General features: G+C 64.4%; 22 protein-coding genes and 1 riboswitch. Of the genes, 15 read left to right on the top strand and 7 right to left on the bottom strand.

The genetic code is table 11. The features are described 5' to 3' along the window. The first annotated feature begins 2 nt into the window (after positions 1-2). On the top strand, positions 3-599 hold the full coding sequence (locus AB2B41_RS16390) for a 2-hydroxychromene-2-carboxylate isomerase (RefSeq protein ID WP_367878893.1): 597 nt from the start codon (positions 3-5) through the stop codon (positions 597-599). A gap of 46 nt (positions 600-645) precedes the next feature. Further along, the gene (locus AB2B41_RS16385; RefSeq protein ID WP_367878892.1) at positions 646-996 is read left to right on the top strand and encodes an antibiotic biosynthesis monooxygenase family protein; all 351 of its coding nucleotides are present in this window, start codon (positions 646-648) and stop codon (positions 994-996) included. A 70-nt stretch (positions 997-1,066) separates the two neighbouring features. Here AB2B41_RS16385 and AB2B41_RS16380 read toward each other — a convergent pair whose 3' ends face one another. Then, on the bottom strand, positions 1,067-1,990 hold the full coding sequence (locus tag AB2B41_RS16380) for an MBL fold metallo-hydrolase (protein ID WP_367878891.1): 924 nt from the start codon (positions 1,988-1,990) through the stop codon (positions 1,067-1,069). Between the two features lie 107 nt (positions 1,991-2,097). On the opposite strand from AB2B41_RS16380, the gene AB2B41_RS16375 reads away from it, so the two are divergent. From AB2B41_RS16375 to AB2B41_RS16360, 4 genes are all read left to right on the top strand, one after another. Beyond that, a complete protein-coding gene (locus AB2B41_RS16375) occupies positions 2,098-2,499 on the top strand; it encodes a DUF1801 domain-containing protein (protein WP_367878890.1) in 402 nt (133 codons plus the stop codon). A 345-nt stretch (positions 2,500-2,844) separates the two neighbouring features. Continuing rightward, positions 2,845-4,176: a glutamate--tRNA ligase gene (gene gltX, locus AB2B41_RS16370; RefSeq protein ID WP_367878889.1), complete on the top strand. Its 1,332-nt coding sequence runs from the start codon at positions 2,845-2,847 to the stop codon at positions 4,174-4,176. Between the two features lie 87 nt (positions 4,177-4,263). Then, the gene (gene dmdD, locus AB2B41_RS16365; protein ID WP_367878888.1) at positions 4,264-5,082 is read left to right on the top strand and encodes a methylthioacryloyl-CoA hydratase; all 819 of its coding nucleotides are present in this window, start codon (positions 4,264-4,266) and stop codon (positions 5,080-5,082) included. Between the two features lie 115 nt (positions 5,083-5,197). Next, entirely contained in the window at positions 5,198-6,583 is a 1,386-nt protein-coding gene (locus AB2B41_RS16360) for an MATE family efflux transporter (RefSeq protein ID WP_367878887.1), read from the top strand. Here AB2B41_RS16360 and AB2B41_RS16355 read toward each other — a convergent pair. Next, positions 6,563-7,117: a gamma-glutamylcyclotransferase family protein gene (locus AB2B41_RS16355; RefSeq protein WP_367878886.1), complete on the bottom strand. Its 555-nt coding sequence runs from the start codon at positions 7,115-7,117 to the stop codon at positions 6,563-6,565. The genes AB2B41_RS16360 and AB2B41_RS16355 overlap by 21 nt on opposite strands. A 98-nt stretch (positions 7,118-7,215) precedes the next feature. Next, positions 7,216-7,302, top strand: a riboswitch (glycine riboswitch). Between the two features lie 154 nt (positions 7,303-7,456). On the opposite strand from AB2B41_RS16355, the gene gcvT reads away from it, so the two are divergent. From gcvT to gcvP, 3 genes are all read left to right on the top strand, one after another. Beyond that, complete coding sequence (gene gcvT / locus AB2B41_RS16350) at positions 7,457-8,581, top strand: glycine cleavage system aminomethyltransferase GcvT (RefSeq protein WP_367878885.1); 1,125 nt, start codon at positions 7,457-7,459, stop codon at positions 8,579-8,581. An 18-nt stretch (positions 8,582-8,599) separates the two neighbouring features. Continuing rightward, on the top strand, positions 8,600-8,959 hold the full coding sequence (gcvH, locus tag AB2B41_RS16345; protein WP_367878884.1) for a glycine cleavage system protein GcvH: 360 nt from the start codon (positions 8,600-8,602) through the stop codon (positions 8,957-8,959). A 124-nt stretch (positions 8,960-9,083) separates the two neighbouring features. Next, positions 9,084-11,930 carry an aminomethyl-transferring glycine dehydrogenase gene (gcvP, locus tag AB2B41_RS16340; protein ID WP_367878883.1) on the top strand — a complete coding sequence of 949 codons (2,847 nt, stop codon included), beginning with the start codon at positions 9,084-9,086 and terminating at the stop codon, positions 11,928-11,930. 477 nt (positions 11,931-12,407) lie between these two features. Here the strand turns inward: gcvP and AB2B41_RS16335 are convergent, their stop codons facing one another. Beyond that, positions 12,408-14,924, bottom strand: coding sequence for an ABC transporter permease (locus AB2B41_RS16335; RefSeq protein WP_367878882.1), 2,517 nt, complete (start codon positions 14,922-14,924; stop codon positions 12,408-12,410). Next, on the bottom strand, positions 14,921-15,589 hold the full coding sequence (locus AB2B41_RS16330) for an ABC transporter ATP-binding protein (protein WP_367878881.1): 669 nt from the start codon (positions 15,587-15,589) through the stop codon (positions 14,921-14,923). Before AB2B41_RS16330 ends, AB2B41_RS16335 begins: the two co-directional genes overlap by 4 nt. Positions 15,590-15,637: 48 nt before the next feature. Here AB2B41_RS16330 and AB2B41_RS16325 point away from each other — a divergent pair, with 48 nt between their 5' ends. Then, a complete protein-coding gene (locus AB2B41_RS16325) occupies positions 15,638-16,279 on the top strand; it encodes an arylesterase (protein WP_367878880.1) in 642 nt (213 codons plus the stop codon). Between the two features lie 3 nt (positions 16,280-16,282). After that, positions 16,283-16,867: an SOS response-associated peptidase gene (locus tag AB2B41_RS16320; protein ID WP_367878879.1), complete on the top strand. Its 585-nt coding sequence runs from the start codon at positions 16,283-16,285 to the stop codon at positions 16,865-16,867. A 124-nt stretch (positions 16,868-16,991) separates the two neighbouring features. Here the strand turns inward: AB2B41_RS16320 and AB2B41_RS16315 are convergent, their stop codons facing one another. Continuing rightward, positions 16,992-17,198, bottom strand: coding sequence for a cold-shock protein (locus tag AB2B41_RS16315; protein WP_367878878.1), 207 nt, complete (start codon positions 17,196-17,198; stop codon positions 16,992-16,994). Between the two features lie 286 nt (positions 17,199-17,484). Between AB2B41_RS16315 and AB2B41_RS16310 the strand changes: the two genes are divergently transcribed. The 4 genes from AB2B41_RS16310 to preA are packed head-to-tail and all read left to right on the top strand — an operon-like array spanning position 17,485 to position 21,836. After that, positions 17,485-18,807, top strand: coding sequence for an NAD(P)-dependent oxidoreductase (locus AB2B41_RS16310; RefSeq protein ID WP_367878877.1), 1,323 nt, complete (start codon positions 17,485-17,487; stop codon positions 18,805-18,807). A gap of 36 nt (positions 18,808-18,843) precedes the next feature. Continuing rightward, entirely contained in the window at positions 18,844-19,668 is an 825-nt protein-coding gene (locus tag AB2B41_RS16305; RefSeq protein ID WP_367878876.1) for a class I SAM-dependent methyltransferase, read from the top strand. A 31-nt stretch (positions 19,669-19,699) separates the two neighbouring features. Beyond that, complete coding sequence (locus AB2B41_RS16300) at positions 19,700-20,485, top strand: Fpg/Nei family DNA glycosylase (protein WP_367878875.1); 786 nt, start codon at positions 19,700-19,702, stop codon at positions 20,483-20,485. A 46-nt stretch (positions 20,486-20,531) separates the two neighbouring features. Then, a complete protein-coding gene (gene preA, locus AB2B41_RS16295; RefSeq protein WP_367878874.1) occupies positions 20,532-21,836 on the top strand; it encodes an NAD-dependent dihydropyrimidine dehydrogenase subunit PreA in 1,305 nt (434 codons plus the stop codon). Between the two features lie 18 nt (positions 21,837-21,854). Here preA and AB2B41_RS16290 read toward each other — a convergent pair whose 3' ends face one another. Both AB2B41_RS16290 and AB2B41_RS16285 read right to left on the bottom strand, forming a co-directional pair. Beyond that, positions 21,855-22,346 carry a hypothetical protein gene (locus AB2B41_RS16290; protein WP_367878873.1) on the bottom strand — a complete coding sequence of 164 codons (492 nt, stop codon included), beginning with the start codon at positions 22,344-22,346 and terminating at the stop codon, positions 21,855-21,857. 112 nt (positions 22,347-22,458) lie between these two features. Next, positions 22,459-23,079 carry a TetR family transcriptional regulator C-terminal domain-containing protein gene (locus AB2B41_RS16285; RefSeq protein WP_367878872.1) on the bottom strand — a complete coding sequence of 207 codons (621 nt, stop codon included), beginning with the start codon at positions 23,077-23,079 and terminating at the stop codon, positions 22,459-22,461. Positions 23,080-23,180 lie beyond the last annotated feature (101 nt).

Here is a 23,180-nt window from a genome sequence, read left to right as displayed (position 1 = left end):
GCATGAAGGTCGAAATCTGGTTCGAGTTTGCCAGCACTTATTCCTACCTGACGGTTTGCCGCGCGCCTGCGCTGCTTGAAGAGGCGGGCGTTGATTTCCTTTGGCGGCCCTTTCTGCTGGGTCCGATCTTTCGTGACCGTGGGATGGAAACGTCGCCCTTCGTGACTGACGGGCTTAGAGGGGCTTACATGTGGCGCGACATGGAGCGGCGCGCGGCGCACTTTGGCTTGCCATTCGCACGTCCCGGGACATTCCCCGCCAACGGCCTGCAGGCCGCGCGGGTCATGACAGCAGCGCTGCAGGAGCCATGGTGCGGTGCTTTCGCGCGCGATGTCTTCGCGGCGCAATTCGCGCGGGGGCAGGACATATCGGATGTCGCGGTCTTGCGAGAGGTTCTCGCGGGGCAGGGGGGGGACGCCGATCACTGGCTTGCCCGGTCGCAGCAGGACGATACCAAGGCCGCCCTGAGGCAGGCCACCGACCGTGCGCGGGAATTGGGGATTTTCGGCGCGCCGAGTTTCGTTGTCGGGGACGACATGTTCTGGGATGACGACAGGCTTGAGGATGCGATTGGATGGGCACAGGGTACACCGCATTAGGATTGCCGCCTGTCCGATCCCGAAACTGGCAAAGCGAGGATGAAGGATGGCTAGAACGAATACCGAAAGAGGCGGGGGCGGGCCAATCCTCAGGCTGTTTCAGGTGCAGACCAAGCCGGGGTGCGCCGCCGAATTGCTTGCAAAGTTCGCGACAACCTCGGCAGCGGTCGTGCAGGGTGAGCCGGGCAACCTGGGGTACTTCTTTGGCGGCGGCGTTGAGAGTGACGAGGATTACGTCGTCTTTTCGTCTTTCTGGAAGGACCTCGATGCCGTGAAGCAGCGCTTTGACGCGGATTGGCAGGTGTCTTTCCTGCCGCCCGGGTACGAAGACCTGATCGCGGAATGCTCGGTCCGGCACATTGATCTGTCCGGCGGCTGGAACGTCGATCTGGGCTAGGGGACGGGCCGTCCGGGCGAGGTGACGGGGCAGGAGCGACTTTCGCCGCCCCTGCCCGGTCAACAAAGGCTTAGAGCAGCAGCTGGTAGCTGTGCGGTACGTAGGCGTAGCCGTCGCCGTTCTTTTCGACGTAGCCGAAGGCGGGCCAGGGCATGTGGTAGCCCACGAAGGGGATCGCGTCGGCGGACAGCATGTCGAGCACGCGGCGGCGGGTGGCGGCGGCAGCTTCCTTGTCCATGTCGAACTTTACCTCCCAGTCCGGGTGCGCGAGCGACCAGACGTAGTGGTTGGCGAAATCGGCACCGAGGTAGAGCTGCTTGCCATCGGATTCGATGAGGTAGTTCATGTGGCCCGGCGTATGGCCGAAAGCCGCCATGGCGGTGATGCCCGAGGCCACAGAGCCGCCGTCGCCGAGGAAGGTCATCTTGTCGGCGAGCGGCTTAACCTTGCCGTCAAAACCTTCGTTGCCTGCTGCCGCCCAGTGGTCGTACTCGGCCTGGCCGGTGACATAGCGGGCATTGGCGAAGGTCGGGGCGTCGCCCTGCATCAGGCCGCCGATGTGGTCGCCGTGCATGTGGGTCAGGACCACGATATCGACCTGATCAGCGCTGTAGCCCGCCGCCTGAAGCGCGGCGAGCGTGCCGTCGGGGTTGAGGCCGGTGTCGAAAAGCACCAGTTCGGCCCCGGTGTTCACCACGGTGGGGGTAAAGAAGAACTGAGCGGCGTCGGTGGGCAGGTGGGCGGCGGCGGAGACCTCGTTGAAGGTGTCGGCATCCACGTTCATGCCGAAGATGGTCTGCGGCTCGGGGCGGGTGGCGGTGCCGGCAAGGATGGTGGTCACGTCATAGCCACCCAGCTTGACGCGCTGATAGGGGGCGATGGACATTCCCTGCATCGGCGCAGAGGCGCGCAGGCTTGTGGCGGTGGCAGCAAGGGGGAGGGCGGCGGCACCGGCCAGCGCGGCGCGGCGGGTGATCTTGGTGTTCAGGGTCATTTTCGGTCCTTTCTGCGGAATGAACGCGGCTATGGTAGGGTGGACTTGCTTGACGCCAAGTCAGCCTGGGGTCGTGGGCGATCATTTTTTCGTTAGCGGGAGGACGCATGACGGAGGTTGAGGCATTTCTGGCGGCGGTGGCGCCGCCACGCAGGCACGCGGAGGCCCTGCGGCTCGATGCGTTTTCCCGTGAGGTGACGGGTTGGGCCCCAGTGCTGTGGTCCGGCTCGATGCTGGGCTATGGCAGCTATGACTACACCTATGCCTCGGGCCGGTCGGGGACGTGGTTCGCCACCGGTTTCGCGCCGAGGAAAGCCAAGCTGTCGATCTACATCATGCCGGGATATGCGGATTTCGGGGATATCCTTGGGCGGTTGGGAAAGCACACGAAGGGGAAGTCGTGTCTCTATCTAAACAAGCTGGAGGATGCGGATATGGATGTGCTGGTGGAACTGGTGCGGGCGGGGCTGGAAGATTTGGGGAAACGGTGGGAGGTGAAGGGGAGTTGAGGGGGATCTGTCCGATAGGCGGACTTTGTTGCCTGCCGAGTCTTTCGGATCGATTCTCACAAGTGAAACCGCCCGGCGTAGTCCGGGCATCGCCCGACTCCCCCCGGTAGGGCGATTTTGCAACGTATCAATCAGAATTGACTTCCGAATTTCAGGGGATGTCGAGCGCCGCTCGATCGCTCCAAACACGCTCTAGGTCGGTCGATACCCGGACTGCACCTCATGTCATGAATTGGCTCAAAACCAAACTTTGCCCGACGTTTCGTAGCTGCCTGCGGCTGCCCCTCCGCTGGACAATTCCCCTGCCCTGTGACACTTCACCCCGACTACGAGGAGTCGATGCTTATGTCCCAGACCGTCACCCGTTTTGCCCCTTCGCCCACGGGTTATATCCACGTCGGCAACCTGCGCACGGCGCTGATGAATTACCTCATCGCGCGCAAGGCGGGGGGCACGTTCATCCTGCGGATCGACGACACCGATCCGGAGCGGTCCAAGGAGGCATACGTCGACGGGATCAAGCAGGACCTCGACTGGCTGGGGCTGCACTGGGACCGGGTCGAGCGGCAGTCGGAGCGGCTGGACAAGTACCACGAGGCGGCGGACAAGCTGCGCGAGATGGGGCGGTTCTACGAGGCCTTCGAGACGCCGACGGAGCTGGATCTGAAGCGCAAGAAGCAGCTGAACATGGGCAAGCCGCCGGTTTATGATCGGGCGGCGCTGAGCCTGTCGGAGGCGGAGAAGGACAAGCTGCGTGCCGAGCGTGGGAATGGTGTATGGCGCTTCAAGCTCGACCAGCACCGGATCGAGTGGCATGATGGGATTCTCGGGGATATCTCGATTGACGCGGCGAGTGTGTCGGACCCGGTGCTGATCCGGGGCGATGGGCAGATCCTTTATACGCTGGCAAGCGTTGTCGACGATACCGAGATGGGGGTGACGCATGTGGTGCGCGGCTCGGACCATGTGACCAATACGGCGACGCAAATCCAGATCATGCAGGCGCTAGGGTTCGATCACCCGTCCTTTGCGCATCATTCGCTGCTGACCGGCCCGCAGGGTGAGGCGCTGTCGAAACGGCTGGGCACCCTGGCGCTGCGTGATCTGCGCGAGCAGGGGGTGGAGGCCTATGCCCTGCTGAGCCTGATGGCGCGGTTGGGGTCGTCGGACCCGGTGGAGCTGCGCACGGACATGGAGAGCCTGATCGAGGGGTTCGATCTGTCGAAATTCGGCTCGGCACCGACGAAGTTCGATGTGAAGGACCTGTTCCCGCTCACGGGCCGCTATCTGCAGACGCGGGATTACAAGGATGTCGCGCAGTGGATCGCGGGCCTTGGGGTGCCGGAGGAGAAGGCCGAGGCCTTCTGGTCGGTGACGCGCGAGAATATCGAGACGCTGCACGACCTCAAGGGCTGGTGGGCGATGTTCCGCGACGGGGCAGAGCCGGTTATCGCGGATGAGGACCGGGAGTTCGTGACGGAGGCCATGGCACTGCTTCCCGAGATGCCGTTTGACGACCAGACGTGGTCAAGCTGGACCTCGGCGGTCAAGGACAAGACCGGGCGCAAGGGGCGCGGGTTGTTCCGGCCGCTGCGGCTGGCCCTGACGGGGCAGGAGAGCGGGCCGGAGATGGCGGGAGTGATGCCTCTGTTGCAGGTGGTGAAGGCGCGGGGGTGAGCCCTACGGTTTGTCTTCGAATAAAACTGCGCAGAGCGACAGGTGACAGAGAAACGCCTTGGCTGGAAATCCCGAAAGGAAGAGACAATGCATGACGTCGTCAACCCGGAAACCTATGAAAACCTTGCGATTTCGGAGCGGGATAATGGCCTTTACGTCGTCACGCTGAACCGCCCGGCGAAGCGCAATGCGCTGGATGTGGCTACGATCGAGGAACTGATCCGTTTCTTTAGCGGCGCGCGGATGGCGGGTGTCAGGGCTGTCGTGCTGGCCGGGGCAGGCGATCATTTCTGCGCGGGGCTCGATCTGGTCGAGCACTGGCAGGCGGACCGCAGCCCGGATGAGTTCATGCATGTCTGCCTGCGCTGGCACGAGGCGTTCAACAAGATGGAATACGGCGGCGTGCCGATCATCGCCGCGCTGAAAGGTGCTGTTGTGGGCGGGGGGCTGGAGCTTGCCAGTGCGGCGCATGTGCGGGTGATCGACCCCGGCACCTATTTCGCGCTGCCGGAGGGGCAGCGGGGCATATTTACCGGCGGCGGCGCCACCATCCGGGTGTCGGACATGATCGGCAAATACCGGATGATCGACATGATCCTGACGGGCCGCGTCTATCAGGGGCAGGAGGCGGTCGACCTGGGGCTGGCGCAGTATATCGTCGAGGATGGCGGTAGTTTCGACAAGGCTTACGAGCTGGCCGACAAGGTGGCCCAGAACCTGCCGCTGACGAATTTCGCGATCTGTTCAGCCGTGAGCCACATGAACAACATGTCCGGCATGGATGCGGCCTATGCCGAGGCCTTTGTCGGGGGCATCGTGAACACCCAGCCCGACGCGCGTGCGCGGCTGGAGGCCTTTGCCAACAAGACCGCCGCGCGGGTGCGTCCCAACAGCGAGAGCAGCTAGGGACGCAGCTTTCGGCTTTTGTGGCTGGTGGTCCGGCGCTGGAAGGCGTTAAGCTATGGACGGCTCTTCCTGTTGAGGCTTTTGCCCGGAGAGCTTTTCAGCACCCGGAGAACCAATGGCTGAAGCGAAGTTCCTGAGCGGTAACCTGTTTCGCCATGTGACCGTCATGTCGCTGACGGCCTCCATCGGGCTGATGGCGGTGTTTATTGTCGATTTCGTCGACATGATCTTTATCTCGATGCTGGGCAAGTCGGAGCTGGCCGCCGCGGTGGGCTATGCCGGGGCGATCCTGTTCTTCACCACGTCGTTCGGCATTGGCCTTGCGATTTCGGCGGGCGCACTGGTGGCGCGTGCCTTGGGCGCGGGAGACGAGGCGCGGGAGCGGACGACCCATGCGCTGGCTTACGGGTTTCTGTTTGCTGCCGTCTTCGCGACGGCGGTCTGGCTGTCGTTGGAGACCTTGGTCGCATTGCTTGGGGCGACGGGAGAGACGGCAGCATTGGCGGTGCATTTCCTGCAGATCATCGTGCCGTCGATGCCCTTCCTGATTGTCGGCATGATGGGCGGCGCGGTGCTGCGCGCGCATGGGGATGCGCGGCGGGCGATGATGGCGACGATCTCGGGCGGGGTGGTGAACGCGGTGCTGGACCCCATTCTGATCTTCGGGCTGAACCTCGAGTTGACCGGGGCGGCGATTGCCAGCGTGATCGCGCGGTTCGTGATCTGCGGCATTGCGTTGTGGCCGATCGTGAAGATTTACGGCGGGATCACGCGGCCCCGGCCCTTGGGTATGCTGCGGGACCTCAGCCCTATCCTTGCCATTGCCTTCCCCGCGATCCTTGCGCAGATCGCCACTCCCGTGGGGCAGGCCTATGTGACACGAGAGATGGCAGGTTATGGCGAGGAAGCGGTGGCGGGGATGGCCATTGTCGGGCGGCTGATCCCGGTGGCCTTTGGCGTGATCTTTGCGCTGTCGGGGGCGGTGGGGCCGATCATCGGGCAGAATTTCGGGGCGGGGGATATGGATCGGGTGCGGCGGGGGTTCAACGCGGCGGTGTGGTTTGTGGGGATCGTAATCTTGCTGGTCTCGGCCCTGCTGTTCCTCGCGCGCGGAGCGATTGCGGACCTCTTCGGCGCTTACGGGCTGACGCGGGACCTGATCTATTTGTTCTGCGGGCCGCTGGCGCTGGCGTTTTTCTTTCCGGGCGTGCTTTTCGTCGCGAATGCGGCGTTCAACAACCTCGGTCAGCCGTTCCTGTCGACCTTCACCAACTGGGGGCGCAATGCGGTGGCGCTCATTCCGCTGGTCTGGGTCGGATCGGCGCTGGGTGGGGCACCGGGCGTGCTGATCGGGCAGGCGCTGGCGGGCGTGGTGTTCGGCATCGTCGCCTGGGTGCTGGCGCTGCGGGTGATCGCAAGGGGCGGCACGCCGGAGCGCGCCAGGCAGGAGTTGTTCGGGCGCGAGGGGCGACTGATGACGCTATTTCAGGCGCGCCGATAGCCGCGCGATGTGGTGGTCGACGAGGGCCGTCTCATGGGCGGTTAGCAGTTTGTGCCGGGGATAGCGCGGGTCTGCGCGGTCGTTCAGGATGGGGGTGTCCCAACCGTCGGTGGTGTCGAAGAAGCGTTGCACGCCGTCCTCTCCGTAGACGCGGTAGAAGCCCTGAACGACCACGTCGAGATAGCTGAGCAGGATGACGTGATCGCCGTCCTGGCAGATGTTTTCGGGCAGCACCGCGTAGTGTTCGACCTCGGGCGCGGGATCGAGAGCGTGGTGCACCATGCCCCCCGAGGAGAGCCGGGCATAGCCTGCCTCGCGCAGGTCGAGGGCCGCCCAGTCGGCATCTGGAACGGCGGCGATGAGCCCGTCGATCACGCTGTGCCCGTCCATATGCACCGAGAGAAACACGGTTTCGCGATTGGGCGAGCGCACCCAGGCGCGCCGCCAGCCGCGCAGATGCGCGGGGTGCGTGTTGCCGTAGCTGTGGGTGTCGACGTTCACGAGGCTGCCGTAGCCGAAGAAGTAGGGTGTCATGCCTGCCGGGTTTGCTCTGGTTGCGCAGGCTTAAAAGCAAACTTCGCGGACGGGGACAAGGACGCTTGACGAGGGCGCGGGCCACAGCCTACCAAGATGCCCAGACCACGGGAGAATCGGCTTTGCCGATGCCGAAGGAGCAACCGCCCCGGAAACTCTCAGGCCCAAGGGACCGCGGTCTGCATCGACACTCTGGAGAGTGGTGCCGCAAGGGCACCCGCCGAAGGGATAACGATCTCAGGCGAAAGGACAGAGGGGGCATCTTGGGCCGCTTGTGCGGTGCTATGGTGCCGGTTCGATCCCGTCAGGGAGCCGGTTTGAACGGGGGAGGCAAACCGGATGGATGCGCTGAAACGCACACCGCTATACGATCTGCACGTGGACCTTGGCGCCAAGATGGTGCCCTTTGCCGGTTACGAGATGCCGGTGCAATATCCCATGGGGGTGATGAAGGAACACCTGCACACGCGCACGCAGGCGGGGCTTTTCGACGTGAGCCACATGGGGCAGGTGATCCTGTCTGGCGCATCGTGGGAGGCGGTGGCGCTGGCCTTTGAACGCCTCGTGCCGCAGGACGTGCTGGGCCTTGGGGACGGGCGGCAGCGCTACGGGTTTTTCACCAATGACGCGGGCGGGATCGAGGACGACCTGATGTTCGCCCGGCGTGGCGACGATCTTTTCGTGGTGGTGAACGCGGCCTGCAAAGAGGCGGACGTGGCGCGCATGCGCTCTTCGCTTTCTCCGGAGGTAGAGGTGCGGGAGCTGACCGACAGGGCGCTCATCGCGCTGCAAGGGCCGAGCGCCGCTGCGGTCATCGAGGGGATGGACGCGCGGGCGGCGGGGATTGCTTTCATGGATGTGGCCGATCTTTCGCTCGGTGGCATCGACGTCTGGGCTTCGCGCTCGGGCTACACGGGGGAGGACGGTTTCGAGATTTCGGTGCCCGAGGGGCAGGCGGAGGACCTGGTGCAACTGCTGCTGGCCGAGGAGGGTGTCGCCCCCATCGGCCTTGGCGCGCGCGATTCGCTGCGGCTGGAGGCGGGGCTGTGCCTTTATGGCCATGACATCGACACGGGTACGAACCCCGTGGAGGCGGCGCTGACATGGGCGATGCAGAAAGTGCGGCGCGCGGGCGGTGAGCGGGAGGGGGGATTTCCCGGTGCCGACGTGGTGCTGGCGGCCCTTGCAGAGGGCGTGGCGCGCAAGCGCGTGGGGCTGTTGCCCGAGGGACGCGCGCCGATGCGCGAGGGGGTGGACCTCTTCGATTCTGCCGAGGGCGGCAGTCTCATCGGCCGGGTGACATCGGGCGGTTTTGGCCCGTCGGTCGAAGGACCTGTTGCCATGGGGTACGTCTCGGCGGATCATGCCGCCATCGGAACACCGCTTTGGGGCGAAGTGCGCGGCAAGCGTCTGCCCCTGAGCGTGGCGAAGCTGCCCTTTGTGGCGGCGAACTTCAAAAGATAGACCAACGGGGAAGACCATATGAAATTTACCGAAGAACATGAGTGGCTGCGTGAGGAAGACGGCGAGATGGTGGTGGGCATTACCATCCACGCGGCCGAGCAGTTGGGGGACGTGGTGTTCGTGGAACTGCCCGAGGAGGGCACGACCGTCAGCAAGGACGACGAGGTCGTCGTGATCGAGTCCGTCAAGGCGGCGTCGGATATCCTGGCCCCGGTGGACGGTGAGATCACGGAAGTGAATTCGGCGCTGGCGGACAACCCCGGCATGGTCAACGAGGACCCGCAGGGGGAGGCGTGGTTCTTCAAGATGAAGATCAGCGATCCCAGCCAGCTTGAAGAGTTCATGGACGAGGCGGCGTACCAGAAATTCATCGCCTGAGCGCGCGGTGGCTTCTATGGATGAGTTGTATTGGAAAAGTGAAGCGCTTGCCGTGGCGCTTCGTTTCGCCCGGTGCGCCGGGGTAGCAGTTGGATCAGAATTGGAAAGATGAGGGAGTGTCGCGATGACCTTCAAACCGACGGAATACCTGCCTTATGATTTTGCCAACCGGCGGCATATCGGGCCGTCACCGGCGGAGATGTCGGATATGCTCAAGGTCGTCGGGGCCAAGTCGCTTGCCGATCTCATTGACGACACGCTGCCGAAGGGCATCCGGATGGAAGGCAGTCTTGATTTCGGCAAGCCGATGTCGGAGCGCGAGGTGCTGGAGCACATGCGCATCACGGCGTCGAAGAACAAGGTGCTGACCTCGCTCATCGGGCAGGGGTATCACGGGACGGTGACGCCGCCGGCGATCCAGCGGAATATCCTTGAGAATCCGGCGTGGTACACCGCTTATACGCCCTATCAGCCGGAGATTTCGCAGGGGCGGCTGGAGGCGCTTTTGAACTTCCAGACGATGATCTGCGATCTGACGGGGCTGGAGGTGGCCAATGCCTCGCTTCTCGACGAGGCGACGGCCTGCGCGGAAGCCATGACCATGGCGCAGCGGGTGGCGAAGTCGAAAGCGAAGGCGTTCTTTGTCGATCAGGATTGTCATCCGCAGAACGTCGCGGTGATGAAGACGCGGGCAGCACCCCTGGGGATCGAGGTGATTGTCGGTGATCCGCAGGAGATGGATGCGAGCGCCGTCTTTGGCGCGATTTTCCAGTATCCGGGCACCTACGGGCATGTGCGCGATTTCACGCCGCAGATCGAGGCGCTGCATGCCGCGCAGGCGATTGGCGTGGTGTCGGCGGACCCGCTGGCGCTGACGCTTCTGAAGGAGCCGGGGGCCATGGGCGCGGATATCGCCGTGGGATCGACCCAGCGGTTCGGGGTGCCCGAAGGCTATGGCGGGCCGCATGCGGCTTACATGGCCTGCAAGGATGCCTACAAGCGGTCGATGCCGGGGCGGATCGTGGGGGTGTCCATTGACGCGCACGGGAACCGGGCCTACCGGTTGAGTTTGCAGACCCGCGAGCAGCATATCCGGCGGGAGAAGGCGACGTCGAACGTTTGCACCGCACAGGCTTTGCTGGCGGTGATGGCGTCGATGTACGCGGTGTTCCACGGCCCCGAGGGGTTGAAGGCGATTGCGCAGCGCATTCACCGCAAGACAGCGCGGCTGGCGGAGGGACTGAAGCAGGCGGGGTTCGAGGTGCGGCCTGCGAGCTATTTCGACACGATCACCGTTGAGGTGGGGCCCTTGCAGGCCGCTGTGATGAAGTCGGCTGTGGACGAGGGAATCAACCTGCGCCGGGTGGGCGAGACGCGGATCGGGATCACGCTGGATGAACGCTCCAAGCCCGCGACGATCGAGGCGGTCTGGCGGGCCTTCGGGATTGACCGAAAGGACAAGGATTATACGCCGCACTATCACATGCCGGAAAAGCTGATCCGGACCTCCGAGTACCTGACGCACCCGATTTTCCACATGAACCGGGCCGAGACGGAGATGATGCGGTATATGCGGCGTCTGGCGGACCGGGACCTGGCGCTGGATCGGGCGATGATCCCGCTGGGGTCCTGCACGATGAAGCTCAATTCGGCCGCCGAGATGATGCCGGTCAGCTGGCGGGAGTTTTCGCTGATGCATCCTTATGTCCCCGCCGATCAGGCGCTTGGCTATAAGGAGTTGATCGACGATCTGTCGGCCAAGCTGTGCGACATCACGGGCTATAATGCGATTTCGATGCAGCCCAACTCGGGGGCGCAGGGGGAATACGCAGGGCTTTTGTCCATTGCGGGCTATCATGCCGCCAATGGCGAGGCGCATCGCAACATCTGTCTGATCCCGATGAGCGCGCACGGCACCAACCCGGCGTCGGCGCAGATGGTGGGCTGGAAGGTTGTCGTGGTGAAATCGGCGGCGAACGGGGATATCGATCTGGAGGATTTCCGCACCAAGGCGGAAGCGGCTGGGGAGAACCTTGCGGGCTGCATGATTACCTATCCCTCGACCCACGGGGTGTTCGAGGAGACGGTGACGGAGGTCTGCAAGATCACCCATCAGCACGGCGGGCAGGTCTATATCGACGGGGCCAATATGAACGCCATGGTGGGGCTAAGCCGCCCCGGTGATCTGGGCGGTGACGTGAGCCATTTGAACTTGCATAAGACCTTCTGCATTCCGCATGGCGGTGGCGGGCCCGGCATGGGGCCGATTGGCGTCAAGGCGCATCTCATTCCGCATCTGCCGGGGCATCCGAACGAGGGCGGCAATGCGGTGTCGGCGGCGCCTTACGGCTCGCCTTCGCTGCTGCCGATCTCATGGGCCTATTGCCTGATGATGGGCGGCGAGGGGCTGACGCAGGCGACGCGGGTGGCGATCCTGAACGCCAACTACATCGCCAAGCGTTTGGAAGGGACTTACGACGTGCTCTACAAGGGGCCGACGGGGCGGGTGGCGCATGAGTGCATCATCGACGTGCGGCCCTTCGAGGAGAGCGCGGGCGTGACGGTCGAGGATGTGGCCAAGCGGCTTATCGACTGCGGTTTCCACGCGCCGACGATGTCCTGGCCGGTGGCGGGGACGCTGATGATCGAACCCACCGAGAGCGAGACCAAGGCAGAGCTGGACCGGTTCTGCGACGCGATGCTGGCGATCCGGGAAGAGATCGAAGCGGTGGCGCGGGGCGAGATGGATCGCGAGAACAACCCGCTCAAGAACGCGCCGCATACGGTGGAGGACCTGGTGACCGATTGGGGTGACCGTCCTTATACGCGCGAGCAGGGATGTTTCCCGCCGGGGGCCTTCCGGGTGGACAAGTACTGGCCGCCGGTGAACCGGGTGGACAACGTGCATGGGGACAGGCACCTCGTGTGCACCTGCCCGCCGCTGGAGGATTACGCGGAGGCGGCGGAGTAGCTTTTCTCCTGCCGGCTGGCGCGTGAGGTTTGACCCTGGGTGCAACCGCCCGGCGCAGTCCGGGCATCGCCCCCCCCTCCCTCAGGAGGGCGATTGAGAGGTTGCGGTCAGGACTGCTGTAAGGATGGTGGGGGTGTTCCGAGACGCGGGTCAGTTGCGATTGCCCTCCGGGGAGTGCGATGCCCGAACTGCGTGTGACCTCTCGCTCAGGATCACCTGTGTAAGGTGGGGTTGAACCCCACCTTACGTCAAAAGTCTAAGACCATTGCCAACCGGTTCCACATGGTGCGATCTGTTGCCACCAGCAAATGCTCTTTGTCTCGAGCGGCGTTGTAGGGGCGGCCGTCCAGCATCTCCAAGTGACAGCCCGCGCGCTCCCAGATCAACGCGCCTGCGGCGTTGTCCCAAGGGGGTAGCGATGTGTTCAGCAGGAAATCGGCGTGACCTCGGGCAAGGTGGGGGGAGGGCAAGGGGCTTTCATTCGCGCGAGCGCAGGACTTGCGCGGGGCGTGCGTTGAGGGACCGGAGGGCAAATCCCAGTCCGGCGAGGATCGTAGCGGCGACACCGCCCAGCACGATGAGCACGGCGGAGGACCAGATCAGGGTGAAATCGGTTTCCATGATGTAATGGCTCACCGCCCATCCGCCCATGGCTCCGGCGAATAGGGCGACGGTGCCTGCGAAGAGGCCAAGAAGCCCTGCGCGCAGGACAAAGCTGAGCGCGATCTGCCGGCGGGGGGCACCGAGGGTTTTGAGCACGGCCGCCTCGAAGGTGCGCGCCTCGGCCCCGGCGGCGGCGGCGCCGATCAGGACGATGAAGCCGGTGATCAGCGTGGCAAGCGCGCCGTAGGAGGTGGCGGCGGCGAGGCTGGAGAGGACGGAGGACACCCGGTCGATGGCGTCGCGGACGCGGACGGCGGTGATATTAGGATACTGGCCCGCGAGGTCGCGCAGGATCGCGGCCTCGGCCGCTTCCTCGGCGTAGACGGTGGAGATGAAGGTGTGCGGTGCCCCGGCGAGGGCCGCGGGGTTCATGGCGAGGATAAAGCCGATCCCGGCGGTGGAGAAATCGACTTCGCGGAAGGAGGTGATCGTGCCGGTGATATCACGCCCGAGGATGTTGACGGTAAGCGTGTCGCCCAAGGCGAGGCCCATTTCCTCGGCCTCCTCGGCGGCGAAGCTGATGAGGGGCGGGCCGCTGTAGTCCTCGGGCCACCATTCGCCCGCGGTGATCACGGTATTTTCATCCGGGGTGGCGGCATAGGTCAGGCCCCGGTCGCCCCGCAGCACCCAGTGATCGCCCGCCACCTCTGCCGCAGGTTGCCCGTTGATCTGGGTGATCACGCCGCGCAGCATGGGGGCGCTGTCGATGCGGCTGACGGCGGGGTCGGTTTCCAGCCGCTCGGTGTAGCCGGGCATCTGGTCTTTCTGGATATCGACGAAGAAGTAGCTGGGCGCGATCTCGGGCAGGTTGCCGGAGATCGCCTGCCGCAGGTTGCCGTCGATCTGGCCCACGGCGGCGAGGACCGAGAGGCCAAGGCCCAGCGACAAGACAACGGCGGCGGCGCCTTCGCCGCTGCCCGAGATCGCGGCGAGCGCCCAGCGGAGGCGCGGATAGCCGCGCGTGATGTGCGCCGCCCGGCTGGCGAGCAGGCGGACGAGGACGGCGGCAAGGGCGAGGATCAGGAGCGCGCCCGCGATGCCGCCGAGGGTCCAGAGGGTGAGCCACCAGGAGCCGTTGAACCAGCCCGCGATGGCGATGAGCGCGGCGGCCAGCAGGGCGATGACGACGAGGTAGCGCGCGGCGGGCAGGTGGCGCGCCCCGGCCCAGGCATCGCGGAATAGGGTGGCGGCGCGTACGTCCTCGCTGCGCGCGAGCGGCCAGAGGGTGAAGGCGAGAGCGGTCAGCGTGCCGTAGATCGCGGCCTCGGCCAGCGGGGCGGGGTAGATGGCGAAGCTGGCGGGGACGGGGAGGCGGGCCTCGATGATCGGGGCGAGGAGGAGGGGGAGGAAAGCGCCGAGCGCGAGGCCGATGGTGATGCCGAGGAGCGACAGCGTCCCGATCTGGATGAAATAAGTCTGGAAGATCGTTGCGCGGTCGGCCCCGAGGGCGCGCAGGGTGGCGATGACTTCGGTCTTGCCATGAAGGTAGGCGCGCACCGCTGCCGAAACACCGACGCCGCCGACGGCAAGGCCGGACAGGCCGACGAGGATCAAGAAGGCGCTGAGACGGTTGACGAACTGCGCGACACCCGGCGCGCCGTTGCGGGCGTCGGTCCAGCGCATGCCAGCGTTTTGGAAGGCCGCTTCGGCTTGCGTTTCCAGCGCGGCGAGGTCGGTGCCCTCGGGCAGATCGAGGCGGTACTTGCTGTTGAAAAGCGTGCCGGGGGCGAGCAGGCCGGAGCCGTCGAGCGCATCCCGGAGCAGGAGTGTGCGGGGGCCGAGGGCGAAGCCGCTGGCGGCTGAGTCGGGTTCGCGCAGGATCAGCGCGGTGAGGCGGAAGGTCTTGGTGCCAAGCTGGAACGTATCGCCGGGCGCGATGCCGAGGCGGTCGGAGAGGGCACGCTCCATGACGGCGCCGGGAATGCCGTTATCGGTCGCGAGGGCCGTGTCGAGGGGGATCGTGGGGTCCAGAACGATCTCGCCGATGAGCGGATAGGCGCTATCGACGCCCTTGATCTGGGTCAGCGCGCGGTCGTCTCCCACGACGGCCATGGAGCGGAATTCGACGATCTCGGAGACGGCGGTGGCGCGGTCTTCCATCCAGGCGCGTTCTTCCGGTGTGGCGAAGCGATAGGTGAAGTCGAGCTCGGCATCCCCGCCCAGGAGTGCGGCCCCCTCGCGGGCGAGGCCCGCTTCGATGGCGGACCGGACGGAGCCTACGGCGGCGATGGCGGCAACGCCAAGGGCAAGGCAGGCGAGCAGCAGGCGGAAACCGCGCAATCCGCCGCGCATCTCGCGGCGGGCAAGGCGTGCGGCGAGGCCAAGGCTCATGCCAAGCGCCCGTCGGCGAGGGTGACGGCGCGGTCGCAGCGCTCGGCAAGCGCGGGGTCATGGGTGACCAGCACCAGCGTTGCCCCGTCGCGGTCGCGCAGGTCGAAAAGCAGGTCCATGATCGCCGCGCCGTTGACGCTGTCGAGGTTGCCGGTGGGTTCATCGGCCAAGAGGATCGCGGGGCGCGGCGCGCAGGCGCGGGCGAGCGCCACGCGCTGTTGTTCGCCCCCCGAAAGTTGCGCGGGGTAATGCCCGGTGCGGTGGCCGAGGCCCACGGTTTTCAGCGCATCCTCGGCCTGGTCGAAGGCGTCGTGCATACCTGCAAGTTCCAGCGGCGTGGCGACGTTTTCCAGCGCGGTCATGGTGGGAATGAGGTGGAAGGACTGGAACACGATGCCCATCCGGCCCAGCCGAAAGCGCGCCAGCGCGTCCTCGTTCATCGCTGTCAGGTCCTGCCCCAGCGCGCGCACGGTGCCCCCCGTCGCCTGCTCCAGCCCGCCCATCACCATCAGGAGTGAGGATTTGCCGGAGCCAGAGGGACCGGTCAGCGCAATCGTCTCGCCCGGTTGCACATCCAGGCTGATGCCGCGCAGAATATCGACCGACCCGGCATTGCCCTTGAGCGAAAGCATCACATCTGAAAGGTGAAAGACGGGATCGGACATGAACGGGCCTCTGGCTGCGGTTCATCTGGATATGGAGCGTTGAGTGGTATGCGCAAGGCGTTGACGGGCATTGTTCTGATGCTGGCCGGGATGGCGCAGGCCGAGGAGGTGGTGATTGCTGCATTGGGCGACAGCCTGACGCAGGGATATGGGCTTGTGACCGAAGACGGCTTCGTGCCGCAGCTCGAAGGCTGGCTCGCCGCGCAGGGGGCCGAGGTGCGGCTGATCAATGCGGGCGTTTCGGGGGATACGACGGCGGGCGGTCTGGCGCGGGTGGACTGGACGCTGACCCCCGAGGTCGACGGGGTGATCGTGGCGCTGGGCGGCAACGATGTGCTGCGCGGGCTCGATCCGGCGCAGGCGCGGGCGAACCTCGACGGGATTATGCAGGCGGCAGGGACCGCCGATGTCGAGGTTCTGCTGATCGGGATGGAGGCGCCGAACAACTATGGCCCCGATTACAAGGCCGCGTTCGATGCGATCTATCCGGAATTGGCGGAGACCTATGGCAGTCTTTACCTCGACAGTTTCTTTGCCGGTTTGCGTGACGGTGAAGGCACGCCGGACCCTGCCGCGCTGCGGCCGTTCTTCCAGGCGGACGGCATCCATCCCAATGCCGAAGGGGTGGCGCGGATCGTCGAGAGCGTGGGCCCTAAGGTGCTGGAGCTGATCACCCGGATCGAGGATTAGGCATTGCCCGGGCGGCTATTTCTGGGGACGCCGGCCGAGCATGTGGCAGCGGAACGGCCACGCCAGAACATCGCGCCGGGGCAACAGATCATCACGCTGACTGAGGCGGGGCTGAAACTGATGCGCTGGGGGATCATTCCGGTGGGCAGGGTCAACGCGCGGGGCCGTCCGGTGATGGAGACGCTGATCAATGCGCGCTCTGAGACGGTCTTTGACAAGACCGCCTACGAAGGCGTGGGCCGCGCCGTGGTGCCGGTGAGCGGCTGGTACGAATGGACGGGCGAGACCCGGCGCAAGACCGCGTGGCGGATTGCTGACAGGGATGGGGGGCCGCTGTTCTTTGCTGCGATCACCGATGTCTGGAATGCGCCGGGTGGGATGGAGGTGCCGCAGGTCGCCACGGTAACCTGCCCGCCGAACGAGGACGTGGCACCGATCCATCACCGGATGGGGGTTCTGTTGGAAGAAAGCGATGTCGCTGGCTGGCTGACCGGTTCGGAGGAAGAGGCGCGCGTCATGATGCGGCCTTGGCCGAACGGGCGGTTGCGGATTGAAGAGGCGACAGGTGTGGATTGGAACGCGCCGTAGGATGGGTGCTTGCACCCATCTTGCCCGGCCAAATCTCTGATGGGTGCAAGCACCCATCCTACGGGACCCGCCACACGAAAACGGGCGCCGAGGCGCCCGTGATCTTCGACGAGATGCCGTTGGCTCAGGCCAGTGCGATGTTGTCCGCGCTTTCGCGGCCGTCGCGGCCTGCCTGCACTTCGAACGTCACCTTCTGATTGTCGGCAAGGCCCGTGAGGCCCGCGCGCTCAACCGCGGAGATGTGTACGAAGATGTCCTTGCCGCCCTCGTCGGGGGCGATAAAGCCGTAACCTTTTGTGGTGTTGAACCACTTGACTGTTCCAGATGCCATGACCTGTGTCTCCTTTAGTAAATCTGCCCGCAGGATGCGGCAGCGTGGCTCGGACGAAGTCGTGATCGTTCCAAAGCCCGTAAAGGCAGGTCGGGTCGAGAGTCGTTCGCGTTGCGTTCACCGGTATCGAGTGGAATCAGCTGAAAAGCAAGGAATTCCCCCAGGACACGCCTAATTGGCGGTTGTTTGCGCAGAAAATTTCACACGCCCGAAATAATTTTACCAGTTGATAAAAAAATCATTCCGTGTGAGCATTTTTCAGAACCAGTGAACAGGGATGGACCAGATGGGATCAGACGTCTTTCAATCGGGCATCAAGGCAGGTCGTTTGGCCGCGGAAAGCTACGCCGAACATTTCTCGGATTTGCATCCCCGGCTGGACCCGCACGAGGCGCTTGTCGCTGCGGATCGTTGCTATTTCTGCCATGACGCGCCCTGTATCACGGCCTGTCCCACGGACATCGACATTCCGCTGTTCATCCGGCAGATCGCGACGGGCACGCCGGACGCAGCGGCCAAGACGATCCTGAGCCAGAACATCATGGGGGGCATGTGCGCGCGCGTCTGCCCGACCGAGACACTCTGCGAGGAGGTCTGCGTGCGCGAGGCGGCCGAGGGCAAGCCGGTGCTGATCGGGCAGTTGCAGCGCTATGCGACGGACCATCTGCAGGAACAGGGCATCCATCCGTTCTCCCGCGCTGCGGTCACGGGCAAAACCGTGGCCGTGGTGGGGGCGGGGCCTGCGGGGCTCTCCTGTGCGCACCGGCTGGCGATGCTGGGGCATGACGTGGTGGTGATGGACGCGCGGGCAAAGCCGGGCGGGCTGAATGAGTTCGGGATCGCGGCCTACAAGACACCCGGCGGGTTTGCGCAGGCGGAGGTGGATTGGCTCTTGAAGATCGGCGGGATCGAGATGCGGTATGAGACCGCTTTGGGCCGGGATGTGACGCTGGCGCAGTTGCGCGATGAGTATGATGCGGTTTTCCTTGGCATGGGGCTGGGCGGCGTGAACGCGCTGGGTGCCGAGGGCGAGGACAAGGACGGCGTGCGCGATGCGGTGGATTTCATTGCCGATCTGCGCCAGGCCACCGATGTGGCGGACGTACCGATTGGGCGCGATGTCGTCGTGATCGGCGGCGGGATGACGGCGGTGGATGCCGCCGTGCAGGCCAAGCTTTTGGGGGCTTTGAATGTCACCCTTGTCTACCGGCGCGGACGCGACCGGATGAATGCGAGCGTTTTTGAACAGGATCTTGCCGCATCAAAAGGCGTGCGGATCGTGACCCATGCGGTGCCGAAAGCGGTGCACGGCAACGGCGCGGTGCGCGAGATCGAGTTCGAATATGTGGACGGCAACATGAAAGGCACGGGCCAGAGTCTGCGTATCCCCGCCGACCACGTGTTTCGTGCCATTGGCCAGCGGCTTGTGGACGGCGATCTCCCGGAGCTGGCACAGCGCAAGATCAAGGTGGACGCGCAGGGACGCACCAGCGTCGAGGGCGTCTGGGCCGGCGGCGATTGTGCTTCCGGTGGCGATGATCTGACCGTCACGGCGGTGGCCGAGGGGCGGGACGCGGCGATGGATATCCACGCGAAATTGACGGGGTGATGTGGTAGACCAAGCGAAAAAGCGGAGGAAATCGCCATGGCCGGACCGGAGGATAACATCGTTGCGCATTACGCGCAGACCGATCTTTTCGGCACGATCATGGCTGCCTTCGAGGCGAACGGAAAGACCCCCGAGCAGATCGGCCTCGGCGATCTGAAGCCCATCGACGAATTCCACATCGGCGGCTTTCCGGCGACGCGGGCGCTGCTTGATCCGCTGGGGTTCGGGAGTGACACCCGGGTTCTCGACGTTGGCTCGGGGCTTGGCGGCACGGCGCGCCACATGGCCCATACCTACGGTGCGCAGGTGACGGGTGTCGACCTCACGCCGGAGTTCGTGGAGACGGCGCGCAAGCTGTCGGGCCTCGTTGGGCTGGACATTCGGTTCGAGGTCGGCAGCGCGCTCGATCTGCCGTTCGGGGACGAAAGTTTCGATGCGGCGACGATCCTGCACGTTGGCATGAACTTGCCCGACAAGGCGCGGCTGTTTTCCGAGGTCTCGCGCGTGCTGGTGCCGGGCGGTGTCTTTGCCGTTTACGACGTGATGCTGAAGGGCAGGCACCCGCCCTTTCCGCTGCCTTGGGCGGAAGAGCCGTCGTTCTCGTTCCTGGAAAAGCCGGACGAGTACCTTGCTGCGGGGGAGGCTGCCGGGTTCACCTGCACGCATCAGGCGGGCAAGGGCGAGGTGGCAAAGGCGTTTTTCGCCGAGATGCAGCGGCGCATCGCCGAAAGCGGCCCGCCCGCGGTCGGGCTGCCCCTGCTGATGGGAGAGACCGCGCCACAGAAGGCGGCGAACATGGCGCAGGGTGTGGGATCGGGCGATATCGAACCGGTCGAAATGATTTTCAGGAAGCCCGGATGACGCATCGCGGCCTTTCAAAGGGGGTGGCCTGATGCCTGAATTGCCCGAATGCGAAGCGGCGCGCAGGCGCATTGACGCCGGTGCCCTGCACCGGACGATCGAAGGTTTCGATCTGGGCGAGGTGAGCCACGTGGAATTGCCGAGCGAGGACGAGAGGGCGCGTTTTGTCGGCACCCAGTTCAGCCGCACGCACCGGCATGGCAAGTATATCTTTGTCGGCTCCAAGGATGGGCCCTGGCTGCACATTCACCTTGGTATGGCCGGCTCCGTTCGTGTGCTGGAGGAAGGGGCGGAGTTGCCTGACTTCATCCGGTTCACGGTGAAGTTCGAGGGCGGCAACCGGCTGCATTTCCGCGATCCGCGCAAATTCGGACTGGTCCGGCTGGTTGAGGATGTGGACGAATTCATCGCGGACAAGGGTCTCGGTCCGGACGCGCTTGAGATCGGGGACAACGCCTTTTCCGAGACCATCGGCAAGACGAAAGGTGCGATCAAATCGGCGCTGCTGAGTCAAAAGAAGCTTGCGGGAGTCGGCAATCTCTGGGCGGACGAGGCGCTTTATCGAACCGGGATTGACCCTGAGGCGAAAGCGAACAAGCTGGAAGCGGGAAAGGTGAGCGAGTTGCACCGCGCCGTGAGGGATATCCTGCGCGCTGTGGTGGATACCGATGCGACCTATTCGAAGCTACCTGACGACTGGCTGATACACCACCGCGAGGATGGGGACGCCTGCACGCGCTGCGATGGAAAGATCACGAAAAAGACGGTGGGCGGCAGGACGTCCTACTATTGCCCGGACCACCAGTCCGGAACCTGAATGAAGCCGCCATGACAGGCGGCAGGAACAACAACGGGAGGCCCATATGGCTGATCTGACTTCGAACTTCCTCGGGATCACATCCCCCAATCCCTTCTGGCTGGCCTCGGCCCCGCCGACGGACAAGGAATACAACGTGCGCCGCGCCTTCGAGGCGGGCTGGGGTGGTGTGGTGTGGAAAACCCTCGGCTCAGAGGGGCCGCCTGTCGTGAACGTGAATGGGCCGCGCTATGGGGCGATTTACGGGGCGGATCGGCGGTTGCTGGGGCTGAACAACATCGAGTTGATCACCGACCGGGACCTTTTCACCAACCTCGAAGAGATCAAGCGCGTCAAGGCGGACTACCCCGACCGCGCGGTGATCGTGTCGATCATGGTGCCTTGCGAGGAAGGGGCGTGGAAGGCGATCCTGCCCTTGGTGGAGGAGACCGGGGCGGATGGGATCGAGCTGAACTTCGGCTGCCCGCACGGGATGAGCGAGCGCGGCATGGGCTCCGCCGTGGGGCAGGTGCCGGAGTACATCGAGATGGTGACGCGCTGGTGCAAGCAATATTACTCCAAGCCCGTGATCGTGAAGTTGACCCCCAACATCACCGATATTCGCAAGCCTGCGGCGGCGGCGAAACGGGGCGGGGCGGACGCGGTGTCGCTGATCAATACGATCAATTCGATCACTTCCGTGAACCTCGATACGATGTCGCCGGAGCCGTCTATTGACGGGAAGGGATCGCACGGGGGCTATTGCGGGCCTGCGGTCAAGCCGATTGCCATGTCGATGGTGTCGGAGATCGCGCGGAACCCGGAAACCCACGGGTTGCCGATCAGCGGGATTGGCGGGGTCACGACCTGGCGCGATGCGGCGGAGTTCATGACGCTGGGTTGCGGCAACGTGCAGGTCTGTACGGCGGCGATGACCTATGGCTTCAAGATCGTGCAGGAGATGATCAGCGGGCTGTCGGAGTGGATGGACGAGAAGGGCTATACTTCGACCGCCGATTTCGTGGGGGCGGCGGTGCCGAATGTGACGGACTGGCAGTACCTGAACCTCAATTACGTGGCCAAGGCCAAGATCAACCAGGACCTTTGTATTTCCTGCGGGCGCTGTTTTGCGGCCTGTGAGGATACCTCGCATCAGGCGATCGCGATGTCGGAGGACCGGGTGTTTTCCGTGATCGACGAGGAGTGCGTGGCCTGCAACCTTTGCGTCAACGTCTGCCCGGTGGAGGATTGCATCACCATGGAGGCGATGGCGCCGGGCACGACCGATCCGCGCACGGGCAAGGTTGTCCAGCCGGAGTACGCCAACTGGACAACCCACCCCAACAATCCGGCTGCGAAGGCAGCGGAATAGCCCGTTGGCGGCGGAGCCCTAGGATCCGGTGCGCTTGAGAAAAGGTGAGGTCGGCAGCGGGTCCGGCATCGGGCTCGCCTCTTTCTGCGGGTTCAGTTCAACGACCTCTGGCGCTTTCTTGAGCCCGTCTATGAGGTCGAGCTTGCGCTGACGCTCCATCAGGCCGATGGCGGTCTGACGGGCGAATTCCTCCGGCGGGGCAGCAAGGGGATCGCGGTCGGTTACCTGCGCGTTGACGACCGATATCGGAGCGGCATCGGGCGCGCGCGAGAAATTGGTCCGGGTCGAGCGGATCGGGGCCTGAGAGGCCTCTCCGCCAGCGCCGGCACCGCCGCCCGAGTTTGAGGTGGATGAACCGCTGTCATTCCTGGTGTTGGTTTCTTCGCTCGGCGTGACCGCCTCCGGCTCTTGGAGGCCAAGCACTGCGGTTGTGCCGCTGCCTTCTGTCGGCTGGGAAGAAGAGGGCTGTGTCGGCTGAGCAAACGGATTTGTAAGCAGTAGAATAGACATTCAGCGCTCCTGTCTGGATCAGAGGAGCCCGCCACCCATCCGCCTTATTGCGCTTTTAGAATGAAGGAAAGGTTAAGGCGGTTGAATTTCACGTCGGATGGTTAATCAGCCGCTACGGCATGCTCAAAAACTTGCGAAACATGGTTTCGAGATGCCGCGCAGCACTGGCGTGCGTATCGCTTTCCCCGTCCATCAGGAGGCTGACCTGGGTTTCGAAATCCGCGTAGTGCTGGGTGGTCGCCCAGATCGAAAAGATCAGGTGCCGGGGGTCGAGCGGCGGCAGTCGGCCCTGCTCGATCCATGTGGCAATCAGCGCGCATTTCTCGTCGAAGAGCGGTTTGAGGTGGCCCTCCAGTTCCGGGCGCATACGTGGCGCGCCCTGCAGGATTTCACCCGCGAACAAGCGGCTTTCCCGGGGCAACTCCCGGGCCATGTCGAGTTTGCGTCGGACGTAGGCCAGGATTTCCTCGACCGGGTCGCCATCGGGTTTCATCTCGACCAGCGGGTCGAGCCAAGTGTCCATGAGCTGGCTCAGGAGGGTGACATGGATGTCCTCCTTGCCGTCGAAGTAGTAGAGTATGTTGGGTTTTGAAAGCCCGGCCTCGGCCGCGATCTGGTCCAGAGTGGCGCCGCGGTAGCCATGACGGGAAAAGACGTCGAGCGCGGCGTCGAGGATGACGCGGCGGTTGCGCCTCTGGATGCGGCTTGGCTTCTTGGTCGACCCGTCTGGCACTATCTTTCTCCGGCTGCTGCGTCAGGAACGGGCTTGGTGCGGTGCATGGGGGCAGTCGTCCAAAGCAGTTCTTGACACGGACCAGCCTAACCGTAATCGTG

Origin of the sequence: Sulfitobacter sediminis, from assembly GCF_040811725.1 — a bacterium.
In the GTDB taxonomy this organism is placed as follows: Bacteria; Pseudomonadota; Alphaproteobacteria; order Rhodobacterales; family Rhodobacteraceae; genus Sulfitobacter; species Sulfitobacter sediminis.
Note: the sequence above shows the minus strand (reverse complement) of the source record. Positions and strands in the feature narration are given on the sequence as shown.